This window comes from Burkholderia sp. SIMBA_062 (assembly GCF_046534765.1).
Taxonomy (GTDB): Bacteria; Pseudomonadota; Gammaproteobacteria; order Burkholderiales; family Burkholderiaceae; genus Burkholderia; species Burkholderia ambifaria.
In genome coordinates this window covers 119577-146323 of the sequence record NZ_JAWRYD010000005.1, presented here as the reverse complement: position 1 = coordinate 146323, position 26747 = coordinate 119577, and the positions used below count along the sequence as shown (strand labels likewise).

Here is a 26747-nt window from a genome sequence, read left to right as displayed (position 1 = left end):
CCGGCCGTGGTGCGTCGCGCGCCGGGCGGGGTCCGCGTTCTTTGAAGGTTGGAAGGTTTGGAGGTTGAAATGAGTGTCGCTGATGTCAAGAAGGGCGTAGAGCAGAAGATGCAGCGCTCGATCGAAGCGTTCAAGAACGATCTGGCGAAGATCCGTACGGGCCGTGCGCATACCGGTCTGCTCGATCACGTGCAGGTCGACTACTACGGTTCGATGGTGCCGATCTCGCAGGTTGCGAACCTGACGCTCGTCGACGCACGCACGATCGGCGTGCAGCCGTGGGAAAAGAACATGGTCGCGAAGGTCGAGAAGGCCATCCGCGAAGCCGATCTCGGCCTGAACCCGGCGACGGCCGGCGACCTGATCCGCGTGCCGATGCCGGCGCTGACGGAAGAGCGCCGCCGCGAGCTGACCAAGGTGGTCAAGAGCGAAGGCGAAACGGCGAAGGTCGCGATCCGCAACCTGCGCCGCGACGCGAACGAAGCGCTGAAGAAGCTCGTGAAGGACAAGGAAATCTCGGAAGACGACGAGCGCCGTGCGAGCGACGACGTGCAGAAGCTGACGGACAAGCACGTTGCCGAAGTCGACAAGCTCGTGCAGAGCAAGGAAGCCGAGATCATGACGGTCTGACGACCGTCCTCGCGCGCCGCCTTCTTCCCGCATTACTGTCTCAACGGCCATGACCTATACAAGCTCTACTGTTCGCGTGCCTGACGTCGGCGCCGTGCCGCGTCATATCGCGATCATCATGGACGGCAACGGCCGTTGGGCGACCGAACGCCGCCTGCCGCGCGTCGCGGGGCACACCCGCGGCGTGGATGCCGTGCGGGCGGTGGTCGAAGGCTGCGCGCGCGCCGGCGTCGAATACCTGACGCTATTCGCGTTCAGTTCGGAAAACTGGCGCCGGCCGAACGACGAAGTGTCGTTCCTGATGCGGCTGTTCATCACCGCGCTCGAGCGCGAGATCGGCAAGCTGCATGCGAACGGGATCCGCCTGCGGGTGGTCGGCGATCTCGAGCGCTTCGAGCCGCGCATCCGCGAACTGATCCGCCGCGCCGAGACCAAGACGGCGCGCAACACCCGCCTGACCCTGACGATCGCCGCGAACTACGGCGGCCGCTGGGACATCCTGCAGGCGACGAAGAAGCTCGTCGAGCAGGCCGTGCGCGACGGACGCGAGGTCGACGTGACCGAAGACGCGTTCGCGCCGCACCTGGCAATGGCCTATGCGCCGGAGCCCGATCTCTTTATCCGCACCGGCGGCGAGCAGCGCGTCAGCAATTTCCTGCTGTGGCAGCTCGCGTACGCGGAATTCTATTTCACCGACAAGTACTGGCCCGACTTCGACGGCGCGGCGCTGGCCGACGCGATCGCGTCGTATACCGAGCGCGAGCGCCGTTTCGGGCGCACCAGCGCGCAGCTCGAACCGCAATCGCAGAACGCCGATTCCCTTTCATGCTGAAGACCCGTGTGATCACGGCGGTCGTGATGCTGGCCGTGCTGCTGCCGGTGACGCTGTTCGCGCCGCTCACCGCGTTCGGCGCGCTTATCGGCGTCGTGCTCGTGTTCGCCGCGTGGGAATGGGCGCGCCTGCTGAAGCTCGGCGCGACCGGCTCCGTCGTCTATGCGATCGTCGCGGCGGCCGCGCTCGCGGCGACCGCGCCGCTCGGCGTCGGTGCGTCGTCGTCCCGTCCCCTTTTCATGGCAGCCGGCGTGTTCTGGCTGCTGGTCGGCCCGTTCTCGCTACGGCGCAAGCCGGAACTCGCGGGCGGCGTGTGGCGGGCGTTCCTGTTCGCGGCCGGGCTCGTCGTGTTCGCGGCCTGCTGGCACGCGCTCGTCGCGGCGCGTGCCGACGGCGTTCCGTTCGTGTTGTCGCTGCTTCTGGTCGTCTGGCTGGCCGATATCGGCGCATACTTCGCGGGCAAGGCCTTCGGAAAGCGTAAACTGGCCATCACGATCAGTCCCGGGAAGAGCTGGGAAGGTGCGATCGGCGGCTGGTTCGCCGTGATGGTCGTCGCGGGTGTCGCGATGGCTTCGCACTGGTTTGAGCCGACCCTGTTTTCCGCATTCGCGGCGCGCTACGGGATGCCCGGTGCGTGGGCCGCGTTGACGCTGCTGGTCGCGTACAGCGTGATCGGCGACTTGTTCGAGTCGCTGCTCAAGCGTCAGGCGGGCGTGAAGGATTCCAGCGGTCTGCTGCCCGGGCACGGGGGCGTGCTCGACCGCGTCGACGCGCTGCTGCCCGTGCTGCCGCTCGCAATGCTGCTGCTTGGTTAAACCACTATTTCTGTTATGCAAAAACGTCTGACACTGCTCGGTTCCACGGGCTCGATCGGAGACAGCACGCTCGACGTGGTCGCCCGCCATCCCGAGCGTTTCTCGGTCTATGCGTTGACCGCGCACCGCAACGGCGACAAGCTCGTCGAGCAGTGCCTGCGCTTCGCACCCGAAGTCGCGGTGGTCGGCGATGCGAACACGGCGGCGCACGTCGAGGCAAAGCTGCGCGCGGCGGGCAGCACGACCATCGTGCTGTATGGGCCGCAGGCGCTTGTCGACGTGTCGAAGAGCGACGGCTGCGACACCGTCGTCGCGGCGATCGTCGGCGCGGCCGGCCTGGCGCCGAGCCTCGCGGCCGCGCGCGCCGGCAAGCGCATCCTGCTGGCGAACAAGGAATCGCTCGTGATGTCGGGCGCGATCTTCATGGACGCCGTGCGCGACCATGGCGCGATCCTGTTGCCGGTCGACAGCGAACACAACGCGATCTTCCAGTGCATGCCGCGCGACGGGAACGAGCACGGCGGGATCTCGAAGATCATCCTGACCGCGTCGGGCGGCCCGTTCCGCACGCGCGAGCCGGCCACGCTCGCCGACGTGACGCCGGACGAGGCATGCAAGCACCCGAACTGGGTGATGGGCCGCAAGATTTCGGTCGATTCCGCGACGATGATGAACAAGGGCCTCGAGGTAATCGAGGCGCATTGGATCTTCGGTCTGCCGGGCGACCGGATCGACGTGCTGATCCACCCGCAGAGCGTGATCCATTCGCTCGTGTCGTACCGCGACGGCTCGGTGCTCGCCCAGCTCGGCAACCCCGACATGCGCACGCCGATCGCGCACGCGCTGGCGTTCCCGGAGCGCGTCGACGCGGGCGTCGATCAGCTCGACCTCGCGCAGATCGCGCAGCTGTCATTCGAGAAACCCGATTACACGCGGTTCCCGTGCCTCGCGCTCGCGCTGAAGGCGCTTGAAGAGGGCGGTATCGCGAGCGCCGCGTTGAACGCGGCGAACGAAATCGCGGTCGAAGCGTTTCTCGAGCGCCGGATCGGCTTCATGGCGATTGCGGCCACGGTCGACGCAGTGCTCAACGCGCTGCCGAACCGCAGTCCGAACGGGCTCGACGACGTCCTTGCGGCGGATGCCGAGGCACGCCGCCTCGCCGCCGAGATCATTGCGAAAGCGCCTGCGCCACGCGTGGAGCGTACTGTCTGAATGAGGTGCTCATGAACGTGCTGGTCGAACTGATCGCGTTTGCGGTGGCGATCGGGGTGCTGGTCGTCGTGCATGAGTACGGACACTATCGCGTCGCGCGCTGGTGCGGCGTGAAGGTGCTGCGTTTCTCGATCGGTTTCGGCCAGCCCGTCGCGCGCTGGGTCAGCCCGAGGACGGGCACCGAGTGGACGCTGTCCGCACTGCCGCTCGGCGGTTACGTGAAGATGCTCGACGAGCGCGAGCCGGGGGCGGACATCAAGCCCGAGGAGCTCGGCCAGGCGTTCAACCGGCAATCGGTGTTCAAGCGCATCGCGATCGTCGCCGCCGGCCCGATCGCGAACTTCCTGTTGGCAATCGTCCTGTTTTCCGTCGTATTCGCAACCGGCGTGACGGAGCCGGCCGCGGTGCTCGCGCCGCCGGCCGCCGGCACGGTGGCGGCGCGCGCGGGCTTCGACGGCAACGAGACGGTCGTATCGATCCGTGACGTGCACGCAGGCGACGCGCAGGGCGGCGAGGCCGTGCCGGTGCGTTCGTGGTCGGATTTGCGCTGGAAGCTTCTCGCCGCCTCGTTCGATCATCGCGAGGTCGTGCTCGGCGCGCGCGATGGCGGCGCGTCGACGTTCGACTTCCGCGTCGACCTGCGCAACGTTCCTGAAAGCGAGCTCGACGACGATTTCATGACGCACCTGGGCTTCGAGACCGGCGGCGGCACGTTGTCGGTGGCGTCGGTGCAGCCCGGCAGCGCGGCCGAGCGTGCGGGCCTGAAGACCGGCGACAAGCTGCTCGCGCTCGACGGCAAGCCCATCGGCGGCGCGTCGCGCTTCATCGACGCGGTGAAGCACCACGCGGGCCAGGCGGTCGACCTGCGCGTCGAGCGCGGCGGCGCCACGCAGACGGTGTCGATCGTGCCGCAGGCGCAGCGCGACGACGAGACGGGGCAGCAGGTCGGCCGCATCGGCGCGGCGCTGTCGATGCATACGCCGTCGGTCGACGTGCGCTATGGGCCGATCGAGAGCCTGCAGCTCGGCGCGCACCGCACGTGGGACATCGCCGTTTATTCGCTGAAGATGTTCGGGCGCATGATCACGGGCCACGCGTCGCTGAAGAACCTGTCCGGTCCGGTGACGATTGCGGACTACGCGGGCAAGAGCGCGCGGCTCGGTCCGTCGGCCTTCCTGTCGTTCCTCGCCCTTGTCAGCATTAGCCTCGGCGTGTTGAACTTGCTGCCGATTCCCGTTTTGGACGGGGGGCATCTGTTATATTATCTGGTTGAAGCCGCGACCGGGAAAGCCGTCTCGGAGCGCTGGCAGCTGATTCTGCAAAGAGCCGGGTTGATCTGCATCGTCGCGTTGTCGGCGATCGCGTTGTTCAACGACCTGGCTCGGTTAATCCATTTCTGAAGCGTCAGGCGGCGGCCAGTCGGCCGCCGCCTGATTTGATGCAGCTAAATATTGGGGATGCACGTTGTTCAAACCTCATCGCTTTGTACCTAAGACAGTTGCGGCGGCCGCGCTCGCCGCGCACGGCCTCGCGGCGCATGCAGCGGCACCGTTCGTGGTGCAAGACATCAAGATCGAGGGGTTGCAGCGCGTCGAAGCGGGTTCGGTGTTTGCCTACCTGCCGATCAAGCAGGGCGATACCTTCACCGACGACAAGGCATCCGAAGCAATCCGCGCGCTGTACGCGACGGGCTTCTTCAACGACGTGCGCATCGCCACGCAGGGCAACGTCGTGATCGTGCAGGTGCAGGAGCGTCCGGCCATCGCGTCGATCGACTTCACCGGCACGAAGGAATTCGACAAGGACAACCTGACGAAGGCGCTGCGCGCGGTGGGTCTGGCCGACGGCCGCTACTACGACAAGGCGCTCGTCGACAAGGCGGAGCAGGAGCTCAAGCGTCAGTACCTGACGCGCGGCTTCTACGCGGCCGAGGTCAAGACGACGATCACGCCGGTCGACGCGAACCGCGTGTCGATCCTGTTCGCGGTCGCCGAAGGCCCGAGCGCGAAGATCCGCCAGATCAACTTCATCGGCAACAAGGCGTTCAGCACCAGCAAGCTGCGCGACGAGATGCAGTTGTCCACGCCGAACTGGTTCTCCTGGTACACGAAGAACGACCTGTACTCGAAGGAAAAGCTGACGGGCGACCTCGAGGCAGTACGCTCATACTACCTGAACCGCGGCTACCTCGAGTTCAACATCGAGTCGACCCAGGTGTCGATCTCGCCCGACAAGAAGGACATGTACCTGACGGTCACGCTGCACGAAGGCGAGCCGTACACGGTGTCGGGCATCAAGCTGTCGGGCAACCTGCTCGATCGCGAAGCCGAACTGAACAAGCTGATCAAGATCAAGCCGGGCGATCGCTTCTCGGCCGAAAAGCTGCAGCAAACGACGAAGTCGATCGTCGACAAGCTCGGCGAATACGGCTACGCGTTCGCGACCGTCAACGCGCAGCCGGACATCGACCAGGCGAACCACAAGGTGAACCTGAACCTCGTCGTCGATCCGAGCCGCCGCGTGTACGTGCGCCGCATCAACGTGGTCGGCAATACGCGTACGCGCGACGAAGTCGTGCGCCGCGAAATGCGCCAGCTCGAAAGCTCGTGGTTCGATTCGAACCGCCTCGCGCTGTCGAAGGACCGCGTGAACCGTCTCGGCTATTTCACCAACGTCGACGTGACGACGGTGCCGGTCGAAGGCACGAACGACCAGGTCGACGTGACCGTGAAGGTCGATGAAAAGCCGACCGGCGCGATCACGCTGGGCGCGGGCTTCTCGTCGACGGACAAGGTGGTGCTGTCGGCCGGCGTGTCGCAGGACAACGTGTTCGGCTCCGGCACGAGCCTGTCGGTGAACGTCAACACCGCGAAGAGCTACCGCACGCTGACCGTCACGCAGGTCGACCCGTACTTCACGGTCGACGGCATCAAGCGGATCACGGACGTCTACTACCGCACGTACCAGCCGCTCTACTACTCGACGAATTCGAGCTTCCGGATCATCAGCGCGGGCGGCAACCTGAAGTTCGGCATTCCGTTCTCGGAAGTCGACACCGTCTACTTCGGCGCGGGCTTCGAGCAGAACCGTCTCGATGTCGACTCGAACACGCCGCAGAGCTACCAGGATTACGTGAACCAGTTCGGCCGCGTGTCGAACACGGTGCCGCTGACCGTCGCGTGGTCGCGCGACGCGCGTGACAGCGCGCTGATCCCGAGCCGCGGCTACTTCACGCAGGCGAACGTCGAATACGGCGTGCCGGTCGGCAAGATCCAGTACTACAAGGCCGACCTGCAGGCGCAGTACTACTATTCGTTCTCGCGCGGCTTCATCCTGGGCATGAACCTGCAAGGCGGCTACGGTAACGGTATCGGCAACCCGTACCCGATCTTCAAGAACTACTACGCGGGCGGTATCGGCTCCGTGCGTGGCTACGAGCCGAGCTCGCTGGGCCCGCGCGACACGAAGACGAACGACCCGATCGGCGGTTCGAAGATGGTGGTCGGCAACATCGAGCTGACGTTCCCGCTGCCGGGCACCGGCTACGACCGCACGCTGCGCGTGTTCACGTTCCTCGACGGCGGTAACGTGTGGGGCAGCGCGCCGGGCGGCACGAGTACCGGCGCGAACGGCCTGCGTTACGGCTACGGTGTGGGTCTCGCGTGGATCTCGCCGATCGGCCCGCTGAAGCTGAGCCTCGGCTTCCCGCTGCAGAAGCATGAAGGCGATCAGTACCAGAAATTCCAGTTCCAGATCGGGACGGCGTTCTGACCGAACGCATGACAACAGCAACGAGAGGGTAATTTTGCTAACCGGTAAGTTTTCGAAACGAGTGATGTGTGCGCTGACCGTTGCGCTGGCCTTGGGCGCGGCGACGGCGCATGCTCAGGACGTCGCCCGCATCGCGGCGGTCAATTCGGATCGGATCCTGCGCGAGTCGGCGCCCGCCAAGGTGGCGCAGACGAAGCTCGAAGCCGAGTTCGCGAAGCGCGACAAGGATCTGCAGGACCTCGCGGCGCGCCTGAAGTCGATGTCCGACTCGCTGGACAAGAACGGTCCGTCGCTGTCGGCGGCCGATCGTGCGCAAAAGCAGCGCGATCTCGCGCAGCTCGACACCGACTTCCAGCGTAAGCAGCGCGAGTTTCGCGAGGACCTGAACCAACGCCGCAACGAGGAACTCGCGGCGGTGCTGGAGCGCGCGAACAAGGTCATCAAGCAGATAGCCGAGCAGCAGAATTACGACCTGATCGTGCAGGAAGCCGTGTACGTCAGTCCGCGCATCGACATCACCGACAAGGTGCTCAAGGCGCTCGCGTCCGGCTCGACGAACTGAACGGAGCAGACGACGAATGGCATTGACGCTCGAGGAACTCGTAAAGCGGTTCGGCGGCGAGATCGCCGGCGACGCCCAGTGCAAAGTGGGCGGCCTCGCGCCGCTCGATCAGGCAGGCCCTCAGCAACTCGCGTTTCTCGCGAATCCGAAGTACCTGTCGCAGGTCGAGACGACCCGCGCCGGCGCGGTGCTGATCGCGCCGAAGGATCTCGAAAAGCTGCGCGCGGCCACTGACGGCCGGACGGCCAGCCCCCGGACGGCCGGCCCCCGGATGGCCGGCCCCCTCAATTTCATCGTGACGCCGAATCCGTACGCGTACTTCGCGCGCGTCGCGCAGATGTTCATCGATCTCGCCACGCCGCCGCGCGCGCCGGGCGTGCATCCGAGCGCGACGATCGATCCGGCCGCACAAGTTGCCGCGAGCGCGGTGATCGGTCCGCACGTGACGGTCGAGGCCGGCGCGGTGATCGAGGACGGCGTGCAGCTCGACGCGAACGTGTTCGTCGGCCGCGGCACGACGATCGGCGCGGGTTCGCACCTGTATCCGAACGCATCGGTGTACCACGGCTGCAAGATCGGCCCGCGCGCGATCATCCATTCGGGTGCCGTGATCGGTTCCGACGGGTTCGGCTTCGCGCCGGATTTCGTCGGCGACGGCGATGCGCGCACCGGCAGCTGGGTCAAGATCCCGCAGGTCGGCGGCGTGACGGTCGGCCCGGATGTCGAGATCGGCGCGAACACGACGATCGATCGCGGCGCGATGGCGGATACCGTCATCGAGGAATGCGTGAAGATCGATAATCAGGTCCAGATCGGCCACAACTGCCGGATCGGCGCGTATACGGTGATCGCGGGCAGCGCGGGCATCGCGGGCAGCACGACGATCGGCCGCCACTGCATGATCGGCGGCGCGGCGGGCATCGCCGGCCACGTGACGCTCGGCGACTATGTCATCATCACCGCGAAGTCGGGCGTGTCGAAGTCGCTGCCGAAGGCCGGCATCTACACGAGCGCATTCCCGGCCGTCGACCACGGCGAATGGAACCGGAGCGCCGCGCTCGTGCGCAACCTCGACAAGCTGCGCGAGCGCATCAAGGCGCTCGAAACCGCGCTGGCCGCCCAGGGCGGTACGGACGCCTGACCGACGCCATGCGAGACCAGGAACCGGGCAGGGCCAGCGCTACCGGCCCGGTTTGTCACACTGGGCCGCGCGGCGGCCCGCTTCAGCCTTTGCATCACCACCGCGCAGCCTCTGCGTGAGACGAACCATCATGAGCACTGAAAAAATCAATCTCGACATCCACAAGATCCTCACGCTGCTGCCGCACCGCTACCCGATTCTGCTCGTCGATCGCGTGCTCGAACTCGAGCCGCACAAGGGAATCAAAGCGCTGAAGAACGTGTCGATCAACGAGCCGTTCTTCCAGGGACACTTCCCGAAGCGGCCGGTGATGCCGGGCGTGCTGATCCTCGAGGCGCTCGCTCAGGCAGCCGCGCTGCTGACGTTCGCCGAAGAGCAGCCGAAGGATCCGGAAAACACGCTGTACTACTTCGTCGGCATCGACGGCGCGCGCTTCAAGCGCGTGGTCGAACCGGGCGACCAACTGATTCTGAACGTGACGTTCGAACGTTACATCCGCGGCATCTGGAAGTTCAAGGCGGTGGCGGAAGTGGACGGCAAGGTGGCGGCGGAAGCCGAGCTGATGTGCACGGTCAAGACGGCCGACGCGGCGCCCTGAGCGACGCGGCACGCATGGGTATCGTAACGCGAGCAACGCGACACATCATATCGAGAGGCAACGGCGCATGACCAGGATTCATCCCACCGCGATTGTCGAACCGGGCGCGCAGATCGACGAGTCCGTCGAGATCGGGCCGTATGCGATCGTCGGGCCGCACGTCACGATCGGCGCGCGTACGACGATCGGCTCGCACAGCGTGATCGAAGGTCACACGACGCTCGGCGAGGACAACCGCATCGGCCATTACGCGTCGGTCGGCGGCCGTCCGCAGGACATGAAGTACAAGGACGAGCCGACGAAGCTCGTGATCGGCAACCGCAACACGATTCGCGAATTCACGACGATCCACACCGGCACCGTGCAGGATCTCGGCGTGACGACGCTCGGCGACGACAACTGGATCATGGCCTATGTGCACGTTGGTCATGACTGCCGCGTCGGCAACAACGTGATCCTGTCGAGCAACGCGCAGATGGCCGGTCACGTCGAGATCGGCGACTACGCGATCATCGGCGGGATGTCGGGCGTCCACCAGTTCGTGCGCATCGGCGCGCATTCGATGCTGGGCGGCGCGTCGGCGCTCGTGCAGGACGTGCCGCCGTTCGTGATCGCGGCCGGCAACAAGGCCGAGCCGCACGGCATCAACGTCGAAGGCCTGCGCCGGCGCGGTTTCTCTCCCGACGCGATCTCGGCGCTGCGCAGCGCATACCGCCTGCTGTACAAGAACGGCCTGTCGCTCGAGGAAGCGAAGGTGCAGTTGCGCGAGCTGGCGGTCGCGGGCGGCGAAGGCGACGCAGCGGTCACCGCGTTCGTCGAGTTCATCGACGCGTCCCAACGCGGCATCATCCGCTAAGCGATGTCGCTCCCGACCAATCAGCTCCGGCTCGCGATGGTGGCCGGCGAGCCGTCGGGCGATCTGCTCGCGGCGTCGCTGCTCGGCGGGCTTCAAGAGCGGCTGCCCGCGTCGACCCGGTACTACGGGATCGGCGGGCAGCGGATGCTCGCGCACGGCTTCGACTCGCACTGGCAGATGGACAAGCTCACGGTGCGCGGCTACGTCGAGGCGCTGGGCCAGATTCCCGAGATCCTGCGGATTCGCGGCGAGTTGAAGCGCCAGCTGCTCGCGGAACGGCCCGACGCGTTCATCGGCGTCGACGCGCCCGACTTCAACTTCAGCGTCGAGCAGGCCGCGCGCGATGCGGGCATCCCGTCGATCCACTTCGTGTGCCCGTCGATCTGGGCGTGGCGCGGCGGGCGGATCAAGAAGATCGCGAAGTCCGTCGACCACATGCTGTGCCTGTTCCCGTTCGAACCGGCGATCCTCGACAAGGCGGGCGTCGCATCGACGTATGTCGGTCATCCGCTCGCCGACGAGATTCCGCTCGAGCCCGACACGCACGGCGCGCGCATCGCGCTCGGCCTGCCGGCCGACGGCCCGGTGATCGCGGCGCTGCCGGGCAGCCGGCGCTCGGAGATCGGGCTGATCGGCCCGACGTTCTTCGCGGCGATGGCGCTGATGCAGCAGCGTGAGCCCGGCGTGCGCTTCGTGATGCCGGCGGCGACGCCTGCGCTGCGCGAACTGCTGCAGCCGCTCGTGGATGCCCATCCGCAACTCGCGCTGACGATCACCGACGGCCGCTCGCAGGTCGCGATGACGGCCGCCGACGCGATCCTCGTGAAGAGCGGCACCGTCACGCTGGAAGCCGCGCTGCTGAAGAAGCCGATGGTGATCTCGTACAAGGTGCCCTGGCTGACCGGGCAGATCATGCGCCGGCAGGGTTATCTGCCGTACGTCGGCTTGCCGAACATCCTGGCGGGGCGCTTCGTCGTGCCCGAGTTGCTGCAGCATTTCGCGACGCCCGAGGCGCTCGCCGATGCGACGCTCACGCAGCTGCGCGACGACGCGAACCGCCGCACGCTGACCGAAGTCTTTACCGAAATGCATCTTTCGCTGCGTCAGAACACGGCCGCGAAGGCCGCCGAAGCGGTTGTGCGCGTACTCGAGCAACGCAGGGGGCGCGCATGACGGCCGCCCGTGCGCCACGCCGCCGCGCGTCGGCCGACCTGCAGGGCGGTTTCGACTTCAGTCGGCCTGACGAGATCGTTTGCGGCGTCGACGAAGCGGGTCGCGGCCCGCTCGCGGGGCCGGTCGTGGCCGCCGCGGTGATCCTCGATCCCGCGCGGCCGATCGACGGGCTCGACGATTCGAAGGCGCTGTCCGCGAAGAAGCGCGACGCGCTGTACGACCTGATCGTTGCGCGCTCGAGCGCGTATTGCGTCGCGTCGGCCAGCGTCGACGAAATCGACACGCTGAACATCCTGCACGCGACGATGCTGGCGATGAAGCGGGCTGTCGAAGGCTTGTCGGTGCTGCCGACGCTTGCCCAGATCGACGGCAACCGCTGTCCGACGCTGATGGTGCGTGCCGAGGCGATCGTCAGCGGCGACGCGCTCGTGCCGAGCATCTCGGCTGCATCGATTCTCGCGAAGGTCACGCGCGACCGCATGCTCGTCGATCTGCATGAACGTTTCCCGGTGTACGGCTTCAACGTGCACGTGGGTTACAGCACCCCGAAACACCTTGCCGCGCTGCGCGAGCACGGCCCGTGCGAAGTGCATCGGCGCTCGTTCGCCCCCGTGCGCGAGGCGCTCGACCTGATGACCGGTTCCCGCTGAGAACGGGCTTGCGCCGGCCGCCAGAAGGGTCGAGCGCGCGGGAAGGGGGCGCGGCGAATGCCTCGCGTATTCGCAACGAGCACGACGCCACGATCGGCCTTTCCGGCGGTCCCCGCCGGAAAGGGATTTTTTAGTTTCGTGAACGTGCGTGGCCGGCCGCCTGGCGACGTCGCGCGTCGCCGGTTCGGCGCGGCCCGACGGCGTGCTGTGCTTCTTGCACGCGCCCGAAGGCACTCCCTTTGGACAGCCGGCAACGCACGTTCGCAAGCCCGTGATTAGCGGGAACAGGCCCCTGATGAAGAGCATTACATCCCGCGACAACCCGCTGTACAAGCGCCTGAAGGCGCTCGCGGGCTCGACGTCGCAGCAGCGGCGCGGCGGCCAGGCGCTGCTCGAAGGTTTCCATCTCGCCTGCGCGTATCTCGATACGGGCGCGACACCGGAGCTGTGCGTCGCGACCGAAGGCGCGCTCGCGCACGCCGAAGCGCAGGCGATCATCGCGCGCATCGACGCGCAGCGGGTCGTCACGCTGCCCGACGCGCTGTTCGGCCAGTTGTCGAACGTGGTCAGCGGCGTCGGTTTCCTGCTGCTCGTCGAGCGGCCCGCGCAGCCGCTGCCCGAGCGCGTCACGCACACGTCGGTCGTGCTCGACGGCGTGCAGGATGCCGGCAACGTCGGCTCGATCCTGCGCAGCGCGGCGGCGGCCGGCGTGCGGCACGTCTTCTGCGCGCCGGGCACCGCTTATGCGTGGTCGTCGAAGGTGCTGCGTTCGGGGATGGGCGCGCACTTCCTGCTGTCGATCCACGAGGATGTCGAGCCGGACGCGCTCGCCGGGCGGCTCGACGTGCCGGTCGCGCTGACGGATTCGCATGGCGCGCAAGCGGTCTACGACTGCGATTTGGCCGGGTCTGTCGCATGGGTGTTCGGCAACGAGGGCGCCGGCGTGTCGGCGTTCTGGCGCGACGCGGCCACGCATCGCGTGACGATTCCGCAGCCCGGTGGAATGGAGTCGCTGAATGTCGCGGCCGCGGCGGCGGTGTGCCTGTTCGAGCAGGTGCGGCAGCAGCGGCGCGCATGACATGACGCCGTGACGCACGGCGTCGCCCGCGCGTATCCCGCATCACGAAAAAAAGGCCGCGTACGCGGCCTTTTTGCTGTCGGCGGCGGCCAGACGGCGGCCGGTGCGCCAGTCGTCAGTACGACTGCCGGTCGAGACGGATTTCCTGCAGGATCGTCGTCGCGATTTCCTCGATCGACTTGTGCGTCGACGACAGCCACTTGATCCCTTCGCGGCGCATCATCGCCTCGGCCTCGTTGATCTCGTAGCGGCAGTTTTCCGGCGCCGCGTACTTGCTCCCCGGGCGGCGCTCGTTGCGGATCTCCGACAGGCGCTGCGGGTCGATCGACAGCCCGAACAGCTTGTCGCGATGCGGCGACAGCGCCGACGGCAGCTTGCCGCGCTCAAAGTCTTCCGGAATCAGCGGATAGTTGGCCGCCTTCACGCCGTACTGCATCGCGAGATACAGGCTCGTCGGCGTCTTGCCGCTGCGCGACACGCCGACCAGGATCACGTCGGCTTCCGACAGGTTGCGGTTCGACTGGCCGTCGTCGTGCGCGAGCGAGAAGTTGATCGCCTCGATCCGCGTCTTGTATTCCTCGGTATCGGCGTTCTGGTGGCCGCGGCCCATCGCGTGGCTCGACTTCAGCTCCAGTTCCTGCTCGAGCGGCTCGACGAAGCGCTGGAACATGTCCAGCACGAGCGCGTTCGAGCGCTTGACGATGTCGTTCGACTCGCTGTCGACGAGCGTCGTGAAGACGATCGCGCGGCGGCCGTCGTGCACCGCGGCGTCGTTGATCTTCTCGACGGTCGTATAGGCTTTCTCGAGCGAGTCGACGAACGGCACGCGCACGAGGCGGAATTTCTGGTCGAACTGGGAGAGGATCGAATGCGCGAAGGTTTCGGCAGTGATCCCGGTGCCGTCGGAGACGATGAAAACGGTAGGCAGCATGAATCTGGGCGTCGAGCGTGAAGGGCGGTTGCGCGGCGGCTGGAGATTCGCCTCCAGACGCGGAGACAAGGTCGCGCCACATCCGGCAGCCGGCACGGTAGAATAGCGGCAACCTGTTGGATAAGCAATTGCAGGGGCAGGATACGAACGGCGCCCCCGGCTTGGCCGCTCGATTCGAAAACTCCCGGCAAGTTCGGCGATTTGTCTGAATATATCGCCCTTCTGCCGGGATTTTTGCAAATCGGGTCGGGCGATTTTTCGCCGCTGCGATTGTTTCTCCAACAGGTTGCGCAAGACGCGCCGCGCCTTTTTGCAGGCGCCCGCGTCCGAGCCCACTTGCGCAATCGAGCATTTTTTTCACACTTAGGGGCTTGTATGACTAACGCAGCAAACGTCGCAAAGGACCAGGCGTATGTAATCCCGTTCGAGCAGTTGCGGATGACCGATGTGGAGATCGTGGGCGGCAAGAATGCGTCGCTCGGCGAGATGATCAGCCAGCTTTCCGAAGCAGGCGTTCGCGTACCCACCGGTTTCGCCACGACCGCGCTCGCCTTCCGTGACTTCCTCAAGCACAACGATCTGACCGATCGCATCGCCAAGCGTCTCGAGTCGCTCGACATCGACGACGTGAAGGCGCTCGCCGAAGCCGGTGCCGAAATCCGCAAATGGATCGTCGATGCGCCGATGCAGGCGCGTCTCGAAGAGGAAATTCGCGCCCAGTTCGAAATCCTGAAGAGCGGCTCGCCGGCCGAGCTGTCGTTCGCCGTGCGTTCGTCCGCGACCGCGGAAGACCTGCCCGACGCGTCGTTCGCCGGTCAGCAGGAGTCGTATCTGAACGTCGTCGGCATCGAGGACGTCCTCGATCGCATGAAGCACGTGTTCGCGTCGCTCTACAACGACCGCGCGATCTCGTATCGCGTGCACAAGGGCTTCACGCACGCGGAGGTCGCCCTGTCGGCCGGCGTGCAGCGCATGGTCCGCTCGGACGTCGGCGCGGCCGGCGTGATGTTCACGATCGACACCGAATCGGGCTTCAAGGACGCCGTGTTCATCACGTCGAGCTATGGTCTGGGCGAAACCGTCGTGCAGGGCGCCGTGAACCCGGACGAGTTCTACGTGTTCAAGACGACGCTCGCGCAGGACAAGTACCCGATCATCCGCCGCTCGATCGGCTCGAAGCTGATCAAGATGGAATTCACGCAGCCGGGCGAGCCGGGTCGCGTGAAGACGGTCGACGTGCCGCACGAGCAGCGCAACCGCTACTCGATCACCGACGAAGACGTGATCGAACTCGCGAAGTACGCGGTCATCATCGAGAAGCACTACCAGCGTCCGATGGACATCGAGTGGGGCAAGGACGGCCGCGACGGCAAGATCTTCATCCTGCAGGCACGTCCGGAAACGGTGAAGAGCCAGGCGAGCGGCAAGGCCGAGCAGCGCTTCAAGCTGAAGGGCCAGTCGCAGGTGCTGGCGACGGGCCGCGCGATCGGCCAGAAGATCGGCGCGGGCCCCGTGCGCGTGATCCAGGATCCGTCTGAAATGGAACGCGTGCAGCCGGGCGACGTGCTGGTGGCGGACATGACCGACCCGAACTGGGAGCCGGTGATGAAGCGTGCGGCGGCGATCGTCACGAACCGTGGCGGCCGAACCTGCCACGCGGCGATCATCGCGCGCGAGCTCGGCGTGCCGGCAGTCGTCGGCTGCGGCGACGCGACCGACGTGCTGAAGGACGGCGCGCTCGTCACCGTGTCGTGCGCGGAAGGCGACGAAGGCAAGATCTACGACGGGCTGCTCGAGACGGAAGTCACGGAAGTGCAGCGCGGCGAGCTGCCGGAAATCCCGGTCAAGATCATGATGAACGTCGGCAACCCGCAGCTCGCGTTCGACTTCTCGCAACTGCCGAACGCCGGTGTTGGCCTCGCGCGTCTCGAGTTCATCATCAACAACAACATCGGCGTGCACCCGAAGGCGATCCTCGAGTACCCGAACATCGACCAGGACCTGAAGAAGGCGGTCGAGAGCGTCGCGCGTGGTCACGCGTCGCCGCGCCAGTTCTACGTCGACAAGCTGACGGAAGGCGTCGCGACGATCGCCGCGGCGTTCTATCCGAAGCCCGTGATCGTGCGTCTGTCCGACTTCAAGTCGAACGAGTACAAGAAGCTGATCGGCGGTTCGCGTTACGAGCCGGACGAGGAAAACCCGATGCTGGGCTTCCGCGGTGCGTCGCGCTACATCGCGGACGACTTCGCGCAGGCGTTCGAGATGGAATGCCGTGCACTGAAGCGTGTGCGCGACGAGATGGGCCTGACCAACGTCGAGATCATGGTGCCGTTCGTGCGTACCGTGAAGCAGGCGGAGCGCGTCGTCGGCCTGCTCGAGAAGTTCGGCCTGAAGCGCGGCGAGAACGGCCTGCGCCTCGTGATGATGTGTGAAGTCCCGACCAACGCGATTCTGGCCGAAGAGTTCCTCGAGCACTTCGACGGTTTCTCGATCGGTTCGAACGACCTCACGCAGCTCACGCTCGGCCTCGATCGCGACTCGGGCATGGAACTGCTGGCCGTCGACTTCGACGAGCGCGACCCGGCCGTCAAGTTCCTGTTGAAGCGTGCCATCGATACCTGCCTCCGGTTGGGCAAGTACGTCGGCATCTGCGGCCAGGGCCCGTCCGATCACCCGGACTTCGCGCAATGGCTGACCGACGAAGGCATCGTGTCGATCTCGCTGAACCCGGACACGATCATCGATACGTGGCAGGCGCTCGCCAACCGGAAGTAACGGTCGGTCATGCAGCTTCGACGAAAGGGCGGCCCGCCGCTCTTTCGGTGAAGGCAGAGTGCAAGGTTCATGCTATAAACACCCCGGTAGACACCGGGGTGTTTTTGTTTGTACTCGTCGAGCCGCGAACATAGCGAGCGTGAGAGCTGTTTTTCGGGAGACCACAATGATGTCGGGGCATCTGTTCTGGTGGGTCGGAGTCGGCGTGCTGGTCGTCGCCGAATTGCTGACCGGCACGTTTTATCTGCTGATGATCGCGCTCGGCTTTCTCGCGGGCGCGCTGCTGCAGCTCGCCGGTTTCGCGCCGCACGTGCAGGTCGGGGCGGCCGCCGCGGTCGCGATCATCGCGATGATCGTGCTGCGTCGCTCGGGGCTCGGGCGCAAGCAGAAGCGCGACACGTCGGCGAATCCGGACGTTAATCTCGATATTGGCTCGACCGTGACGGTCGATGCGTGGCATGACGGCCGCGCGCGCGTGCAGTATCGCGGCGCCGATTGGGACGTCGAGCTCGCGACCGGCGAGCGTGACGATGCGCACGTGTATCAGGTGAGTGCCGTGCGCGGCAACAGCCTCGTCGTCGTCGCGAAACCCGCGCGCTGATCGTCCACGGATAAAACAAGGAGAGAACATTTCATGGATTCGCTGATCATCTGGGTCGTCCTGCTCGTCATCGCCATCGTGATCGTGTCGAAAACGGTGAAGATCGTGCCGCAACAGCATGCGTGGGTGCTCGAACGATTCGGGCGCTATCACGCGACGCTGTCGCCCGGTCTCAATATCGTGCTGCCGTTCGTCGACCGGATCGCCTACCGGCACGTGCTGAAGGAAATTCCGCTCGACGTGCCGAGCCAGGTCTGCATCACGCGCGACAACACGCAGCTGCAGGTCGACGGCGTGCTGTACTTCCAGGTCACCGATCCGATGAAGGCTTCGTACGGGTCGAGCAACTTCGTGCTCGCGATCACGCAGCTCGCGCAGACGACGCTGCGCTCGGTGGTCGGCAAGCTCGAACTCGACAAGACCTTCGAGGAGCGCGATTTCATCAACCACAACATCGTGTCGGCGCTCGACCAGGCCGCCGCGAACTGGGGCGTAAAAGTGCTGCGCTACGAGATCAAGGACCTGACGCCGCCGAAGGAGATACTGCACGCGATGCAGGCGCAAATCACCGCCGAGCGGGAAAAGCGCGCGCTGATCGCCGCATCCGAAGGCCGCAAGCAGGAGCAGATCAATCTCGCGTCGGGCGCGCGCGAGGCGGCGATCCAGAAGTCCGAAGGCGAGCGGCAGGCCGCGATCAACCGGGCGCAGGGTGAGGCGTCCGCGATTCTCGCGGTGGCCGAGGCGAACGCGCAGGCGATCCAGAAGATCGCGAACGCGATCCAGTCGCAGGGCGGGATGGATGCCGTGAACCTGAAAGTCGCCGAACAATATGTCGGCGCGTTCTCGAACCTCGCGAAACAGGGCAACACCCTGATCGTGCCGGCGAACCTGTCGGATCTCGGCACCGCGATCGCGTCGGCGCTGACGATCGTCAAGAACGCGGTGCCGGCCGAGGGCGGGAAGGGCTGAGCGTACGCGCGGTTCCAGGCGCCGGCGGGCGTGGCATGCGCCGCGCGTGCGGCGAATCGTCGCACGGCGGAATCGCGATCACGATCGTATTTGCATGGCGACGGGCGGCGCAGGGCTTCATCCGGGGTGGCGACGGCTGCTCGATCGGCACCCGCACGAATCACGCGATACAAAGCGACACGGCCCGCTTCGAGCGGGCCGTGTCGTTTGCGATGCGGGACGGGTGGTCAGGTACCGGCGCGCATGATGCGGGCCTTTTCGCGTTCCCAGTCGCGCTTCTTCTCGGTTTCGCGCTTGTCGTGCAGCTTCTTGCCCTTCGCGAGCGCGATGTCGCATTTCACGCGACCGCCCTTGTAGTGGAAGTTCAGCGGCACGAGCGTGTAGCCGCGCTGCTCGACCTTGCCGATCAGTTTCTTGATTTCCTCGCGGTGCAGCAGCAGCTTGCGCGTGCGGACCGGGTCGGGCGTGATGTGCGTCGAGGCTTCGGGCAGCGGGCTGATGTGGGTGCCGATCAGGAAGATCTCGGCGTTCTTGACGACGACGTAGCCTTCCTTGATCTGGCCGCGCCCGGCGCGCAGCGCCTTGACTTCCCAGCCCTCCAGCACGAGCCCCGCCTCGTAGCGTTCCTCGATGTGATAATCGAAGTGCGCTTTCCTGTTGTCGATGATGCTCATGAAAGGATTGGGCCAACTCGTTTAAAATCACGATTTTAGCAAAGCGGGGCGAGAATCGCCCGGCTTGCGTTCTCACTTCGAGCGATGCCGCGCGATTTATGGCAGATGTCCAGAAAACAGTATTGATCCGTCATTCGGCGGAACAGATGTTCGACCTCGTCACCGACGTGGCCGACTACCCCAATTTCCTGCCCTGGTGCGGCGGCGTCGAGATTCGCCGTCAGGACGACCGCGGGATGGAAGCGCGCATCGACATCAACTTCAAGGGTATCAAGCAGCATTTCGCGACGCGCAACACGCAGCAGCGCCCGACGCGGATCGACATGGAGTTCGCGGACGGCCCGTTCAAGAAGTTCACGGGCTCGTGGCGCTTCATTCCGCTGCGCGCCGATGCGTGCAAGATCGAATTCGCGCTGCACTACGAGTTCTCGAGCATCCTGCTCGAGAAGATCATCGGGCCGGTGTTCAGCCATATCGCGAACACGTTCGTCGATTCGTTCGTGAAGCGCGCCGACCAGCGCTACGGGAAGGGGTGACGCGATGCTGTCGATCGAAGTCTGCTACGCGCTGGCGGATCGCCAGACGCTGATTCCGGTGTCGCTGCCCGAAGGCGCGACCGTGCGCGCGGCGATCGACGCGAGCGGTGTGCTCGCGCTGCACCCGGAGATCGATCTCGCACACGCAAAAACCGGCGTGTTCGGCAAGCTCGCGCCCCTCGACGCGCCGCTCGCCGACCACGACCGCGTCGAGATCTACCGACCGTTGATCGTCGATCCGAAGCTCGCGCGCCAACGGCGGGTCGACAAGACCCGCCGCGAGGGCTCCATCGAGGGCCGCAAGTGGATGCACAAGGACGCGCGCTGACGCGTCGCTCCGGCCCTTTCGTTCCGATTCGTCAGACCACGCGGCCGCGCTCAGTGGGCGTGACGTTCGCGCGGCCGGCCGTATCGCCTCCCGCGTGCGTGTCGCCGTGCCGGCGCACCGACGCATAGACGCCCGCCAGCAGCAGGGCGAGTGCCGCGATCTCGAGCGCGCGCGGCATTCGTTGGTCGTAGACCAGCGCGTAGAGCATCGCGAACACGGTTTCGAACACGATCAGCTGGCCCGACAGCGTGAGCGGCAGCCGCTTCGACGCGGCGTTCCATAGTCCGTTGCCCAGCCACGACGCGCCGATCGCCAGCATCAGGTTCAGCAGCCAGAACAGTTGCCAGCGCGATGCCGGGACGGCCGCCTGCGCCATGCCGGCCGGCAGCGCGAGGATCGCGAGCCAGCAGAGACCGCCGATCAGGCCCGTCACGACGCCCCACAGCACCGACCACTCGTTGCCGCCGAAATGATGGTGGCGCTGCAGGTAGCGCGCGTTCGCGACCGCGTACCAGGTCCAGCTTGCCAGCGCGCCGCATGCGCACGCGATGCCGGCGAGCTTCTGGCCGAGCGTCGTCGCGTGCGCGGCTTCCGAGGTGAAGAGGTCGACGTTGATGCAGACGATGCCGGCGATCACCAGCGCGAGCGGGGCGGCGAGCCGCCGCAGCGGCACCGCGCCGTGGTCGCCGAGACCCGCGAGCGTGACGGTCACGGGCAGCACGCCGACGATCAGCGAGCTGGGCGCGATGCCGATCAGGTGCACGGCGCCGGACAGCAACATGTAGTAAGCGACGTTGCCGACGAGCGCGAGCTTCACGAGCGCGACGAGATCCTCGCGGGTCAGTCGCGCGAGCAGCGAGCGGGCGGCCGGCAAGGCCGCTGCCAGCGACACGAGGCCGTACATCGCATAGCGGCCCGCGCTCAGCAGCAGCGGCGAGAAGTCGGTCATCAGCCGCGGCACGAGAAACACCATACCCCACAATGCGCCTGCAAGGACGCCATACACCACACCGCGCTGCATCGACTGCTCCGAACGAATGACTGACGAGCGCGCATCTTAGCGACGGCGGCGCAAACGCGTCTTGTTCATTCCTGCACTCGGAAGCGGATGGCGTTCGGGATCGGCCGCGAAGCGCTGCCGTGCCCCGGTCCTGTTTGCCGCGGATCGCGGCGTGCAGGGACGCCCTTCGACGACCGGCGGATCAGCCCTCGGCCGGTTCGGCCGCCGCCGCACTGTCGCCCGCCGCGGATGCCCGCGCGGGGCGGCGTACGGCGCGCAGCTTGCCGCTGTTGCCGCCCCCGCAGTAGAACGTGTCGCGGCCGTCCGACTCCAGCCCCGACACGCCGACGCCGGGCGGCATGTCGACCTGCTCGAGCACCTGCCCGGTGCGCGGGTCGATCCGCCGCAGCTCGCTCTCGTCGGCCTCCCAGGTGCCGTGCCACAGCTCGCCGTCAACCCACGTCACGCCGGTGACGAAGCGGTTCGATTCGATCGTGCGCAGCACGGCGCCCGATTGCGGATCCACCTGATGAATCTTGCGCTCGCGGTATTGGCCCACCCACAGCGTGCCTTCCGCCCACGCGAGCCCGGAATCGGCGCCGCCGCCGGGCGCGGGTATCGTCGCGAGCACGCGGCCCGAGTCGGGATCGATCTTCTCGATGCGGTCCTCGACGATCTGGAACAGGTGGCGCCCGTCGAACGCGGTGCCCGCGTGCGCGGCGACGTCGAGTGTGCGCACGGTCGTGCCGCGTTGCGGGTCGAGCGCGTTCAGCTTGTCGCCGGACGCGAACCACACGTGCTGTCCGTCGAACGTGACGCCGTGCACGCCGTCGCCGCCCGGAAACGGGCCGTATTCGCGGAGGATGTCTGCCGTGGATCGTTTCATGTCTGTCGCCTCGTCGTTGGTGTACCCATCCTAGTCGCCCGGCAGCGGCGCGGGGAGTAACAAGGTCGTCGCGAATCCGGGCAGCGGCGGCGTCATCCAGCGGCGCGCGCGACCGCGGCCGAGCGCCTGCACCTTGCCCGCTTCGGCGAGCGTGTCGAGCGCACGCTGGACGGTGCGCTGGCTCGCGCCGAGCGCGAGCGCCAGTGCGGAACTCGACCACGCCTCGCCGTCCGCGAGCAGCGCGAGCACGGCCGCGTGGCGGTCGTCGACGGGGCGCGCGAGCACGACGGTCTCGCGCGGGCCGAGCGGTTCGAGCGCGAAGCCGTGCGGCGTCGCGGTGACGTTCGCGAGCGGCCGCAGCATCGCGCGCAGGCGGCCGATCTCGACACGCAGGCGGGCGCGATGCGATTCGTCCGCGTGCTTCGCGCGAAACGCCGCGGCGACGAGTGCGTTTCTCGACACGTCGCCGGGCCATGCCTCGCCGAGCGTGCGGGCGAGCACGAACAGCACCGGGCGGCGCGCGAGCGATACGGTCGTGCGCGCGTCGCGCACCGCGTGGCGGCATGCATCGACGACGAGTGCGTTCGATTCCAGCAGCGCCTCGACGTCGTCGAGCAGCACGAGCCGCGACGCACCGCGCGCGATGAGCCGCGCGGCCGGCGTATCGAGCACGCGCGCGGCCGTGTCGACTTCGGCCGTCAGCGCGGCGATGCCGGCGTCTCGTGCGGCCGCGCGCGCACGGGCGAGGGCCAGGCGCGCCGCGTGCGGGCGGATGCGACGCATCGCGATGCCGGCTGCGATCAGTTCGTGCGCCGCGCGTGACGCGGCCGGCAGCGATGCGGGATCGAGGCTCGCGAGCCGGCGTTCGGCGTCGTCGACGTGCCCGATCAGCAGCAGCCGGCGCACGACGAGATAGCACGCATGCGCGGCGTTCGCGTGGTCGCCGTGCGCGTCGAGCGTCGCGCAGGCGGTGTCGAGCGACCGCGACGGCCAGCCGAGGTCACGCGACGCCAGCGCGATCTCGGCTTCCGCGACGACGCAGCGCGCTCGCGCCACGGCCTCCTTCGCGCCGAATGCGCGGGCCGCGCCGCGCACAAGCGCCCGCGCACGCTCGAAATCGCCGAGTTGCGCCATCGCGATGCCGCGCAACGCGAGTGCCGGCGCGTCGTCGCGCAGCGCGACGCGGTTCAGCGCGCCGAGCGGGTCGCCCGCCGCGAGCGCGCGTGCCGCGGCCGTGATCAGCGAATCCATCCGAATCCCGACACAGTTGTCACTCCCTGCCGTCCGATGCCCGGCCCTAATCTAGCACCACGCACACGGCAGATGCGCCGTGCCCGGATCCCTGTCCAAAGAAGGAACCCGCAATGACGACTCATCTCACCGGAACACGCGCCGAATGGCTGGCTGCGCGCCGCGCGCTGCTCGACGCGGAAAAGACGCTGACACGGCAGAGCGACGAGCTCGCGCGGCGGCGCCAGGCGCTGCCGTGGGTGCGCGTCGACAAGACCTACCAGTTCGATACCGAGAACGGCCCGGCGACGCTCGACGATCTGTTCGGCGGCCGCTCGCAACTGCTCGTCTATCACTTCATGTTCGGCCCCGACTACAAGGCCGGCTGCCCGTCGTGCTCGGCGCTGGCGGATGGCTTCGACGGCTTTGCGGTCCACCTCGCGAACCACGACGTGACGCTCGCCGCGGTGTCGCGCGCGCCGCTCGAGAAGCTGCTCGCATACCGGCAGCGGATGCGCTGGCGCTTTCCGTGGGCGTCGTCGGACGGCGGCGAGTTCAATTTCGACTTCAACGTGTCGTTCACCGAAGCGCAGCAGCGCGCGGGCGACGTCGAATACAACTACGCACGGGCCGGCCATGCGATGGACATGGATCCGCCGCCGGCCGCCGTCGCGCAGTTCGCGGCGACGTGCGGCACCGACGCCGCCACGTACTCGCTCGACCGGCCGGGGATGAGCGCGTTCGTGCGCGAGGACGGCGTCGTCTATCACACGTATTCGACCTACGCGCGCGGGCTCGACGGACTGTGGGGCATGTACCAGTGGCTCGATCGCGCGCCGCTCGGGCGCAACGAGACGGGCGTGTGGTGGCGTCGTCATGACGAATACGCACGCGGTTGAGCGCGGGTCGAACCGCAACGGGAGCGAGTAATGGGCATCGCGACGAAACCGGCTGCGACCGGCGCGGCGGGCGGCGGCCGACTCGCGTTCGGCGCCGCGCTCGCCGTGGTGTTCGCCGCCGCCGTGTGGGCGACGCTCGCGCAGCACGCAGCGATGGATGCGATCGGCGGCATGCCGATGGCGGGTGGCTGGACGCTGTCGGCCGGGTGGCTCAGGCCGTGCGGATGGCGGGCAGGGCACGCGTTCGCCGGGTTCGCCGGCATGTGGGGCGCGATGACGGTGACGATGACGATGATGCTGCCGGTGCTGGCGCCGGTGCTCTGGCGATACCGGCAAAGCGTCGGCCCGGCGGGCGACGCGCGTGCGGGATGGTTCGTCGCGATCGTGGGCGCCGGGTATTTCTCGGTGTGGATGGCGGTCGGTGCGGTGGTGTTTCCCGTCGGTGTCGCGTTGGCGGCGGCCGCCACGCGCCTGTCCGCACTGGCTGCCGCAATGCCGTTTGCGGCCGGCGCGGTCATGCTTGGCGCCGGCGTGCTGCAGTTTTCCGGCTGGAAGATGCGCCGGCTGGCCTGCTGCCGGCACGCGCCGGTCGACGAAGGTGCGCGGCGGGCAGGTGCCGGCGCCGCGTGGCGGCACGGCGTGCGGGCCGCCACGCGGTGCGGCGCCTGCTGCGGGAACCTGATGGCCGTTGCACTGGCGGCCGGCATGATGGATCTATGCGTGATGGCCGTCGTGACGGTGGCCATCGCCGCCGAGCGGCTGGTTCCGGCCGGCGAATGCGTCGCGCGGATCGTCGGGGGCGTCGCGACCGGCGCCGGCGCAGCGATGATCGCGTGCGCGGCGGCGGGGCTCGCCTAGCGGCGCTCGAGGCCGCCGACGCGCATCGAGCGGGGGCGGGCGCTGCGCCGCCGTCGGGTGCTGCGTGGTACGGCAGCGACGTACGATCGGCCCGAATTCCGGTCGACTGCGCGAATGGGTCGATGCCCGGGTGAAACGAAAAGCGATCGAAAACGAACCGAACGGCGATCCGAACGATTCGGCCCCCGAACGCTCGAAGCGGGCTAACCCGTTGTTCGTGTTGTGAAAATTCGCAGCGCTTCGCGTATAATTCGCTTTTGCGCCCATAGGATTTGCCATGCGTCTGATCCAAAAAGCACTCACTTTCGATGACGTGCTCCTCGTTCCCGCCTTCTCCGACGTTCTCCCGCGTGACACCAGCCTGAAGACCAAGCTGACCCGCAACATCTCCCTGAACATGCCGCTCGTGTCCGCCGCGATGGACACGGTCACCGAAGGTCGCCTCGCGATCGCGATGGCGCAGCAGGGTGGTGTGGGTATCGTCCACAAGAACCTCACGCCGGCCGAGCAGGCCCGCGAGGTCGCGAAAGTCAAGCGTTTCGAATCGGGCGTCGTGCGCGACCCGATCACCGTCCCGCCGCAGATGAAGGTGCGCGACGTGATCGCGCTGTCGCGTCAGCATGGCATCTCGGGCTTCCCGGTCGTCGAAGGCCCGCAGCTCGTCGGCATCGTCACGAACCGCGACCTGCGTTTCGAATCGCGCCTCGACGAACCGGTGAAGTCGATCATGACGCCGCGCGAGCGTCTCGTCACGGTCAAGGAAGGCACGCCGCTCGCCGAAGCGAAGGCGCTGATGCACAGCCACCGCCTCGAGCGCGTGCTGGTCGTCAACGACGCGTTCGAACTGCGCGGCCTGATGACCGTGAAGGACATCACGAAGCAGACCGAACACCCGGATGCGTGCAAGGACGAACACGGCAAGCTGCGCGCTGGCGCCGCGGTCGGCGTCGGCCCGGACAACGAAGAACGCGTCGAGCTGCTGGTGCAGGCCGGCGTCGACGTGATCGTCGTCGATACCGCGCATGGTCACAGCAAGGGCGTGCTGGAGCGCGTGCGCTGGGTCAAGCAGAACTTCCCGCACGTCGAGGTGATCGGCGGCAACATCGCGACGGCCGCTGCCGCGAAGGCGCTCGTCGAATACGGCGCGGACGCGGTCAAGGTCGGTATCGGCCCGGGCTCGATCTGCACGACGCGGATCGTCGCGGGCGTCGGCGTGCCGCAGATCAGCGCGATCGCGAACGTGTCGGAAGCGCTGAAGGGCACCGGCGTGCCGTGCATCGCCGACGGCGGCGTGCGTTTCTCGGGCGACGTGTCGAAGGCCCTCGCGGCCGGCGCGAACGCGGTGATGATGGGCAGCATGCTCGCGGGCACCGAAGAGGCGCCGGGTGACGTGTTCCTGTATCAGGGCCGCCAGTACAAGTCGTATCGCGGCATGGGTTCGGTCGGCGCGATGAAGGACGGCGCGGCGGACCGCTACTTCCAGGACAACTCCGCGAACATCGACAAGCTCGTGCCGGAAGGCATCGAAGGCCGCGTCGCGTACAAGGGCTCGGTCAACGCGATCCTGTTCCAGCTGGTCGGCGGCGTGCGTGCGAGCATGGGCTACTGCGGCTGCCGCACGATCGACGAGCTGCACGACAAGGCCGAATTCGTCCAGATCACCGCGGCGGGCATGCGCGAGTCGCACGTGCACGACGTGCAGATCACGAAGGAAGCACCGAACTACCACGTGGACTGAGCGC

The 26747-nt window shown here is 66.8% G+C and carries 26 protein-coding genes; 21 read left to right on the top strand and 5 right to left on the bottom strand.

Annotation, left to right across the window (positions count from 1 at the left end; all coding sequences use genetic code 11):
* Window positions 1-69: 69 nt before the first annotated feature.
* The 13 genes from frr to SB786_RS07210 all read left to right on the top strand — a co-directional run bounded on the left by frr (window position 70) and on the right by SB786_RS07210 (window position 13318).
* Entirely contained in the window at window positions 70-630 is a 561-nt protein-coding gene (gene frr / locus SB786_RS07270; protein WP_006752152.1) for a ribosome recycling factor, read from the top strand.
* A 49-nt stretch (window positions 631-679) separates the two neighbouring features.
* Window positions 680-1462 carry a polyprenyl diphosphate synthase gene (gene uppS / locus SB786_RS07265; protein ID WP_410726921.1) on the top strand — a complete coding sequence of 261 codons (783 nt, stop codon included), beginning with the start codon at window positions 680-682 and terminating at the stop codon, window positions 1460-1462.
* A complete protein-coding gene (locus tag SB786_RS07260) occupies window positions 1456-2277 on the top strand; it encodes a phosphatidate cytidylyltransferase (RefSeq protein WP_410726919.1) in 822 nt (273 codons plus the stop codon). The genes uppS and SB786_RS07260 overlap by 7 nt, the downstream gene beginning before the upstream one ends.
* Window positions 2278-2292: 15 nt before the next feature.
* Window positions 2293-3489: a 1-deoxy-D-xylulose-5-phosphate reductoisomerase gene (locus SB786_RS07255; protein ID WP_006758561.1), complete on the top strand. Its 1197-nt coding sequence runs from the start codon at window positions 2293-2295 to the stop codon at window positions 3487-3489.
* 11 nt (window positions 3490-3500) lie between these two features.
* Window positions 3501-4889 carry an RIP metalloprotease RseP gene (rseP, locus tag SB786_RS07250; RefSeq protein ID WP_410726918.1) on the top strand — a complete coding sequence of 463 codons (1389 nt, stop codon included), beginning with the start codon at window positions 3501-3503 and terminating at the stop codon, window positions 4887-4889.
* A gap of 64 nt (window positions 4890-4953) precedes the next feature.
* Window positions 4954-7260 (top strand): outer membrane protein assembly factor BamA, encoded by a 2307-nt coding sequence (gene bamA / locus SB786_RS07245; RefSeq protein WP_410726917.1) that lies wholly within the window; start codon window positions 4954-4956, stop codon window positions 7258-7260.
* 64 nt (window positions 7261-7324) lie between these two features.
* Entirely contained in the window at window positions 7325-7822 is a 498-nt protein-coding gene (locus tag SB786_RS07240; protein WP_034176583.1) for an OmpH family outer membrane protein, read from the top strand.
* 16 nt (window positions 7823-7838) lie between these two features.
* The gene (gene lpxD, locus SB786_RS07235) at window positions 7839-8963 is read left to right on the top strand and encodes a UDP-3-O-(3-hydroxymyristoyl)glucosamine N-acyltransferase (protein WP_410726916.1); all 1125 of its coding nucleotides are present in this window, start codon (window positions 7839-7841) and stop codon (window positions 8961-8963) included.
* Window positions 8964-9093: 130 nt separating this feature from the next.
* Window positions 9094-9561 carry a 3-hydroxyacyl-ACP dehydratase FabZ gene (fabZ, locus tag SB786_RS07230; protein ID WP_006495559.1) on the top strand — a complete coding sequence of 156 codons (468 nt, stop codon included), beginning with the start codon at window positions 9094-9096 and terminating at the stop codon, window positions 9559-9561.
* Window positions 9562-9628: 67 nt separating this feature from the next.
* A complete protein-coding gene (gene lpxA / locus SB786_RS07225; protein ID WP_006758556.1) occupies window positions 9629-10417 on the top strand; it encodes an acyl-ACP--UDP-N-acetylglucosamine O-acyltransferase in 789 nt (262 codons plus the stop codon).
* Window positions 10418-10420: 3 nt separating this feature from the next.
* Window positions 10421-11590 carry a lipid-A-disaccharide synthase gene (lpxB, locus tag SB786_RS07220; protein ID WP_410726915.1) on the top strand — a complete coding sequence of 390 codons (1170 nt, stop codon included), beginning with the start codon at window positions 10421-10423 and terminating at the stop codon, window positions 11588-11590.
* Complete coding sequence (gene rnhB / locus SB786_RS07215) at window positions 11587-12240, top strand: ribonuclease HII (RefSeq protein ID WP_410726914.1); 654 nt, start codon at window positions 11587-11589, stop codon at window positions 12238-12240. The genes lpxB and rnhB overlap by 4 nt, the downstream gene beginning before the upstream one ends.
* Before the next feature lie 295 nt (window positions 12241-12535).
* A complete protein-coding gene (locus SB786_RS07210; RefSeq protein WP_410726913.1) occupies window positions 12536-13318 on the top strand; it encodes a TrmH family RNA methyltransferase in 783 nt (260 codons plus the stop codon).
* Between the two features lie 115 nt (window positions 13319-13433).
* Here SB786_RS07210 and SB786_RS07205 read toward each other — a convergent pair whose 3' ends face one another.
* The gene (locus SB786_RS07205) at window positions 13434-14249 is read right to left on the bottom strand and encodes a pyruvate, water dikinase regulatory protein (protein WP_410726912.1); all 816 of its coding nucleotides are present in this window, start codon (window positions 14247-14249) and stop codon (window positions 13434-13436) included.
* A gap of 375 nt (window positions 14250-14624) precedes the next feature.
* Between SB786_RS07205 and ppsA the strand changes: the two genes are divergently transcribed.
* The 3 genes from ppsA (at window position 14625) to SB786_RS07190 (ending at window position 18594) form a co-directional block, all read left to right on the top strand.
* Entirely contained in the window at window positions 14625-17024 is a 2400-nt protein-coding gene (gene ppsA, locus SB786_RS07200; protein WP_410726911.1) for a phosphoenolpyruvate synthase, read from the top strand.
* A gap of 166 nt (window positions 17025-17190) precedes the next feature.
* On the top strand, window positions 17191-17625 hold the full coding sequence (locus tag SB786_RS07195) for an NfeD family protein (RefSeq protein WP_410726910.1): 435 nt from the start codon (window positions 17191-17193) through the stop codon (window positions 17623-17625).
* 33 nt (window positions 17626-17658) lie between these two features.
* On the top strand, window positions 17659-18594 hold the full coding sequence (locus tag SB786_RS07190) for an SPFH domain-containing protein (protein ID WP_410726909.1): 936 nt from the start codon (window positions 17659-17661) through the stop codon (window positions 18592-18594).
* Window positions 18595-18821: 227 nt separating this feature from the next.
* Here the strand turns inward: SB786_RS07190 and smpB are convergent, their stop codons facing one another.
* Entirely contained in the window at window positions 18822-19268 is a 447-nt protein-coding gene (smpB, locus tag SB786_RS07185; protein ID WP_006758548.1) for an SsrA-binding protein SmpB, read from the bottom strand.
* Window positions 19269-19366: 98 nt separating this feature from the next.
* Between smpB and SB786_RS07180 the strand changes: the two genes are divergently transcribed.
* On the top strand, window positions 19367-19804 hold the full coding sequence (locus tag SB786_RS07180) for a type II toxin-antitoxin system RatA family toxin (protein WP_011657270.1): 438 nt from the start codon (window positions 19367-19369) through the stop codon (window positions 19802-19804).
* 4 nt (window positions 19805-19808) lie between these two features.
* Entirely contained in the window at window positions 19809-20132 is a 324-nt protein-coding gene (locus SB786_RS07175; RefSeq protein WP_006758547.1) for an RnfH family protein, read from the top strand.
* Between the two features lie 31 nt (window positions 20133-20163).
* Here the strand turns inward: SB786_RS07175 and SB786_RS07170 are convergent, their stop codons facing one another.
* The 3 genes from SB786_RS07170 to SB786_RS07160 all read right to left on the bottom strand — a co-directional run bounded on the left by SB786_RS07170 (window position 20164) and on the right by SB786_RS07160 (window position 23269).
* A complete protein-coding gene (locus tag SB786_RS07170) occupies window positions 20164-21153 on the bottom strand; it encodes a DMT family transporter (protein WP_410726908.1) in 990 nt (329 codons plus the stop codon).
* A 181-nt stretch (window positions 21154-21334) separates the two neighbouring features.
* On the bottom strand, window positions 21335-22018 hold the full coding sequence (locus tag SB786_RS07165) for a glutaminyl-peptide cyclotransferase (RefSeq protein WP_410726907.1): 684 nt from the start codon (window positions 22016-22018) through the stop codon (window positions 21335-21337).
* A 30-nt stretch (window positions 22019-22048) separates the two neighbouring features.
* Window positions 22049-23269: a helix-turn-helix domain-containing protein gene (locus tag SB786_RS07160; RefSeq protein WP_410726906.1), complete on the bottom strand. Its 1221-nt coding sequence runs from the start codon at window positions 23267-23269 to the stop codon at window positions 22049-22051.
* A gap of 113 nt (window positions 23270-23382) precedes the next feature.
* Between SB786_RS07160 and SB786_RS07155 the strand changes: the two genes are divergently transcribed.
* From SB786_RS07155 to guaB, 3 genes are all read left to right on the top strand, one after another.
* Complete coding sequence (locus SB786_RS07155; protein WP_410726905.1) at window positions 23383-24147, top strand: DUF899 domain-containing protein; 765 nt, start codon at window positions 23383-23385, stop codon at window positions 24145-24147.
* A 30-nt stretch (window positions 24148-24177) separates the two neighbouring features.
* Window positions 24178-25005, top strand: a complete 828-nt coding sequence (locus tag SB786_RS07150; protein WP_410726904.1) for a DUF2182 domain-containing protein — start codon at window positions 24178-24180, stop codon at window positions 25003-25005.
* A gap of 277 nt (window positions 25006-25282) precedes the next feature.
* Window positions 25283-26743, top strand: a complete 1461-nt coding sequence (gene guaB, locus SB786_RS07145) for an IMP dehydrogenase (RefSeq protein WP_410726903.1) — start codon at window positions 25283-25285, stop codon at window positions 26741-26743.
* The last annotated feature ends 4 nt before the right edge of the window (window positions 26744-26747 follow it).

Coding starts and splice junctions, on each gene's coding strand:
- SB786_RS07210 (WP_410726913.1), top strand. CDS start 12,536: ATGAAGAGCATTACATCCCGCGACAACCCGCTGTACAAGCGCCTGAAG.
- SB786_RS07180 (WP_011657270.1), top strand. CDS start 19,367: ATGGCAGATGTCCAGAAAACAGTATTGATCCGTCATTCGGCGGAACAG.
- uppS (WP_410726921.1), top strand. CDS start 680: ATGACCTATACAAGCTCTACTGTTCGCGTGCCTGACGTCGGCGCCGTG.
- SB786_RS07165 (WP_410726907.1), bottom strand. CDS start 22,018: ATGAAACGATCCACGGCAGACATCCTCCGCGAATACGGCCCGTTTCCG.
- SB786_RS07260 (WP_410726919.1), top strand. CDS start 1,456: ATGCTGAAGACCCGTGTGATCACGGCGGTCGTGATGCTGGCCGTGCTG.
- SB786_RS07255 (WP_006758561.1), top strand. CDS start 2,293: ATGCAAAAACGTCTGACACTGCTCGGTTCCACGGGCTCGATCGGAGAC.
- smpB (WP_006758548.1), bottom strand. CDS start 19,268: ATGAGCATCATCGACAACAGGAAAGCGCACTTCGATTATCACATCGAG.
- SB786_RS07170 (WP_410726908.1), bottom strand. CDS start 21,153: ATGCAGCGCGGTGTGGTGTATGGCGTCCTTGCAGGCGCATTGTGGGGT.
- ppsA (WP_410726911.1), top strand. CDS start 14,625: ATGACTAACGCAGCAAACGTCGCAAAGGACCAGGCGTATGTAATCCCG.
- rnhB (WP_410726914.1), top strand. CDS start 11,587: ATGACGGCCGCCCGTGCGCCACGCCGCCGCGCGTCGGCCGACCTGCAG.
- lpxA (WP_006758556.1), top strand. CDS start 9,629: ATGACCAGGATTCATCCCACCGCGATTGTCGAACCGGGCGCGCAGATC.
- lpxD (WP_410726916.1), top strand. CDS start 7,839: ATGGCATTGACGCTCGAGGAACTCGTAAAGCGGTTCGGCGGCGAGATC.
- frr (WP_006752152.1), top strand. CDS start 70: ATGAGTGTCGCTGATGTCAAGAAGGGCGTAGAGCAGAAGATGCAGCGC.
- lpxB (WP_410726915.1), top strand. CDS start 10,421: ATGTCGCTCCCGACCAATCAGCTCCGGCTCGCGATGGTGGCCGGCGAG.
- guaB (WP_410726903.1), top strand. CDS start 25,283: ATGCGTCTGATCCAAAAAGCACTCACTTTCGATGACGTGCTCCTCGTT.
- SB786_RS07240 (WP_034176583.1), top strand. CDS start 7,325: ATGTGTGCGCTGACCGTTGCGCTGGCCTTGGGCGCGGCGACGGCGCAT.
- SB786_RS07150 (WP_410726904.1), top strand. CDS start 24,178: ATGGGCATCGCGACGAAACCGGCTGCGACCGGCGCGGCGGGCGGCGGC.
- SB786_RS07155 (WP_410726905.1), top strand. CDS start 23,383: ATGACGACTCATCTCACCGGAACACGCGCCGAATGGCTGGCTGCGCGC.
- SB786_RS07190 (WP_410726909.1), top strand. CDS start 17,659: ATGGATTCGCTGATCATCTGGGTCGTCCTGCTCGTCATCGCCATCGTG.
- fabZ (WP_006495559.1), top strand. CDS start 9,094: ATGAGCACTGAAAAAATCAATCTCGACATCCACAAGATCCTCACGCTG.
- SB786_RS07175 (WP_006758547.1), top strand. CDS start 19,809: ATGCTGTCGATCGAAGTCTGCTACGCGCTGGCGGATCGCCAGACGCTG.
- SB786_RS07195 (WP_410726910.1), top strand. CDS start 17,191: ATGATGTCGGGGCATCTGTTCTGGTGGGTCGGAGTCGGCGTGCTGGTC.
- rseP (WP_410726918.1), top strand. CDS start 3,501: ATGAACGTGCTGGTCGAACTGATCGCGTTTGCGGTGGCGATCGGGGTG.
- SB786_RS07160 (WP_410726906.1), bottom strand. CDS start 23,269: ATGGATTCGCTGATCACGGCCGCGGCACGCGCGCTCGCGGCGGGCGAC.
- SB786_RS07205 (WP_410726912.1), bottom strand. CDS start 14,249: ATGCTGCCTACCGTTTTCATCGTCTCCGACGGCACCGGGATCACTGCC.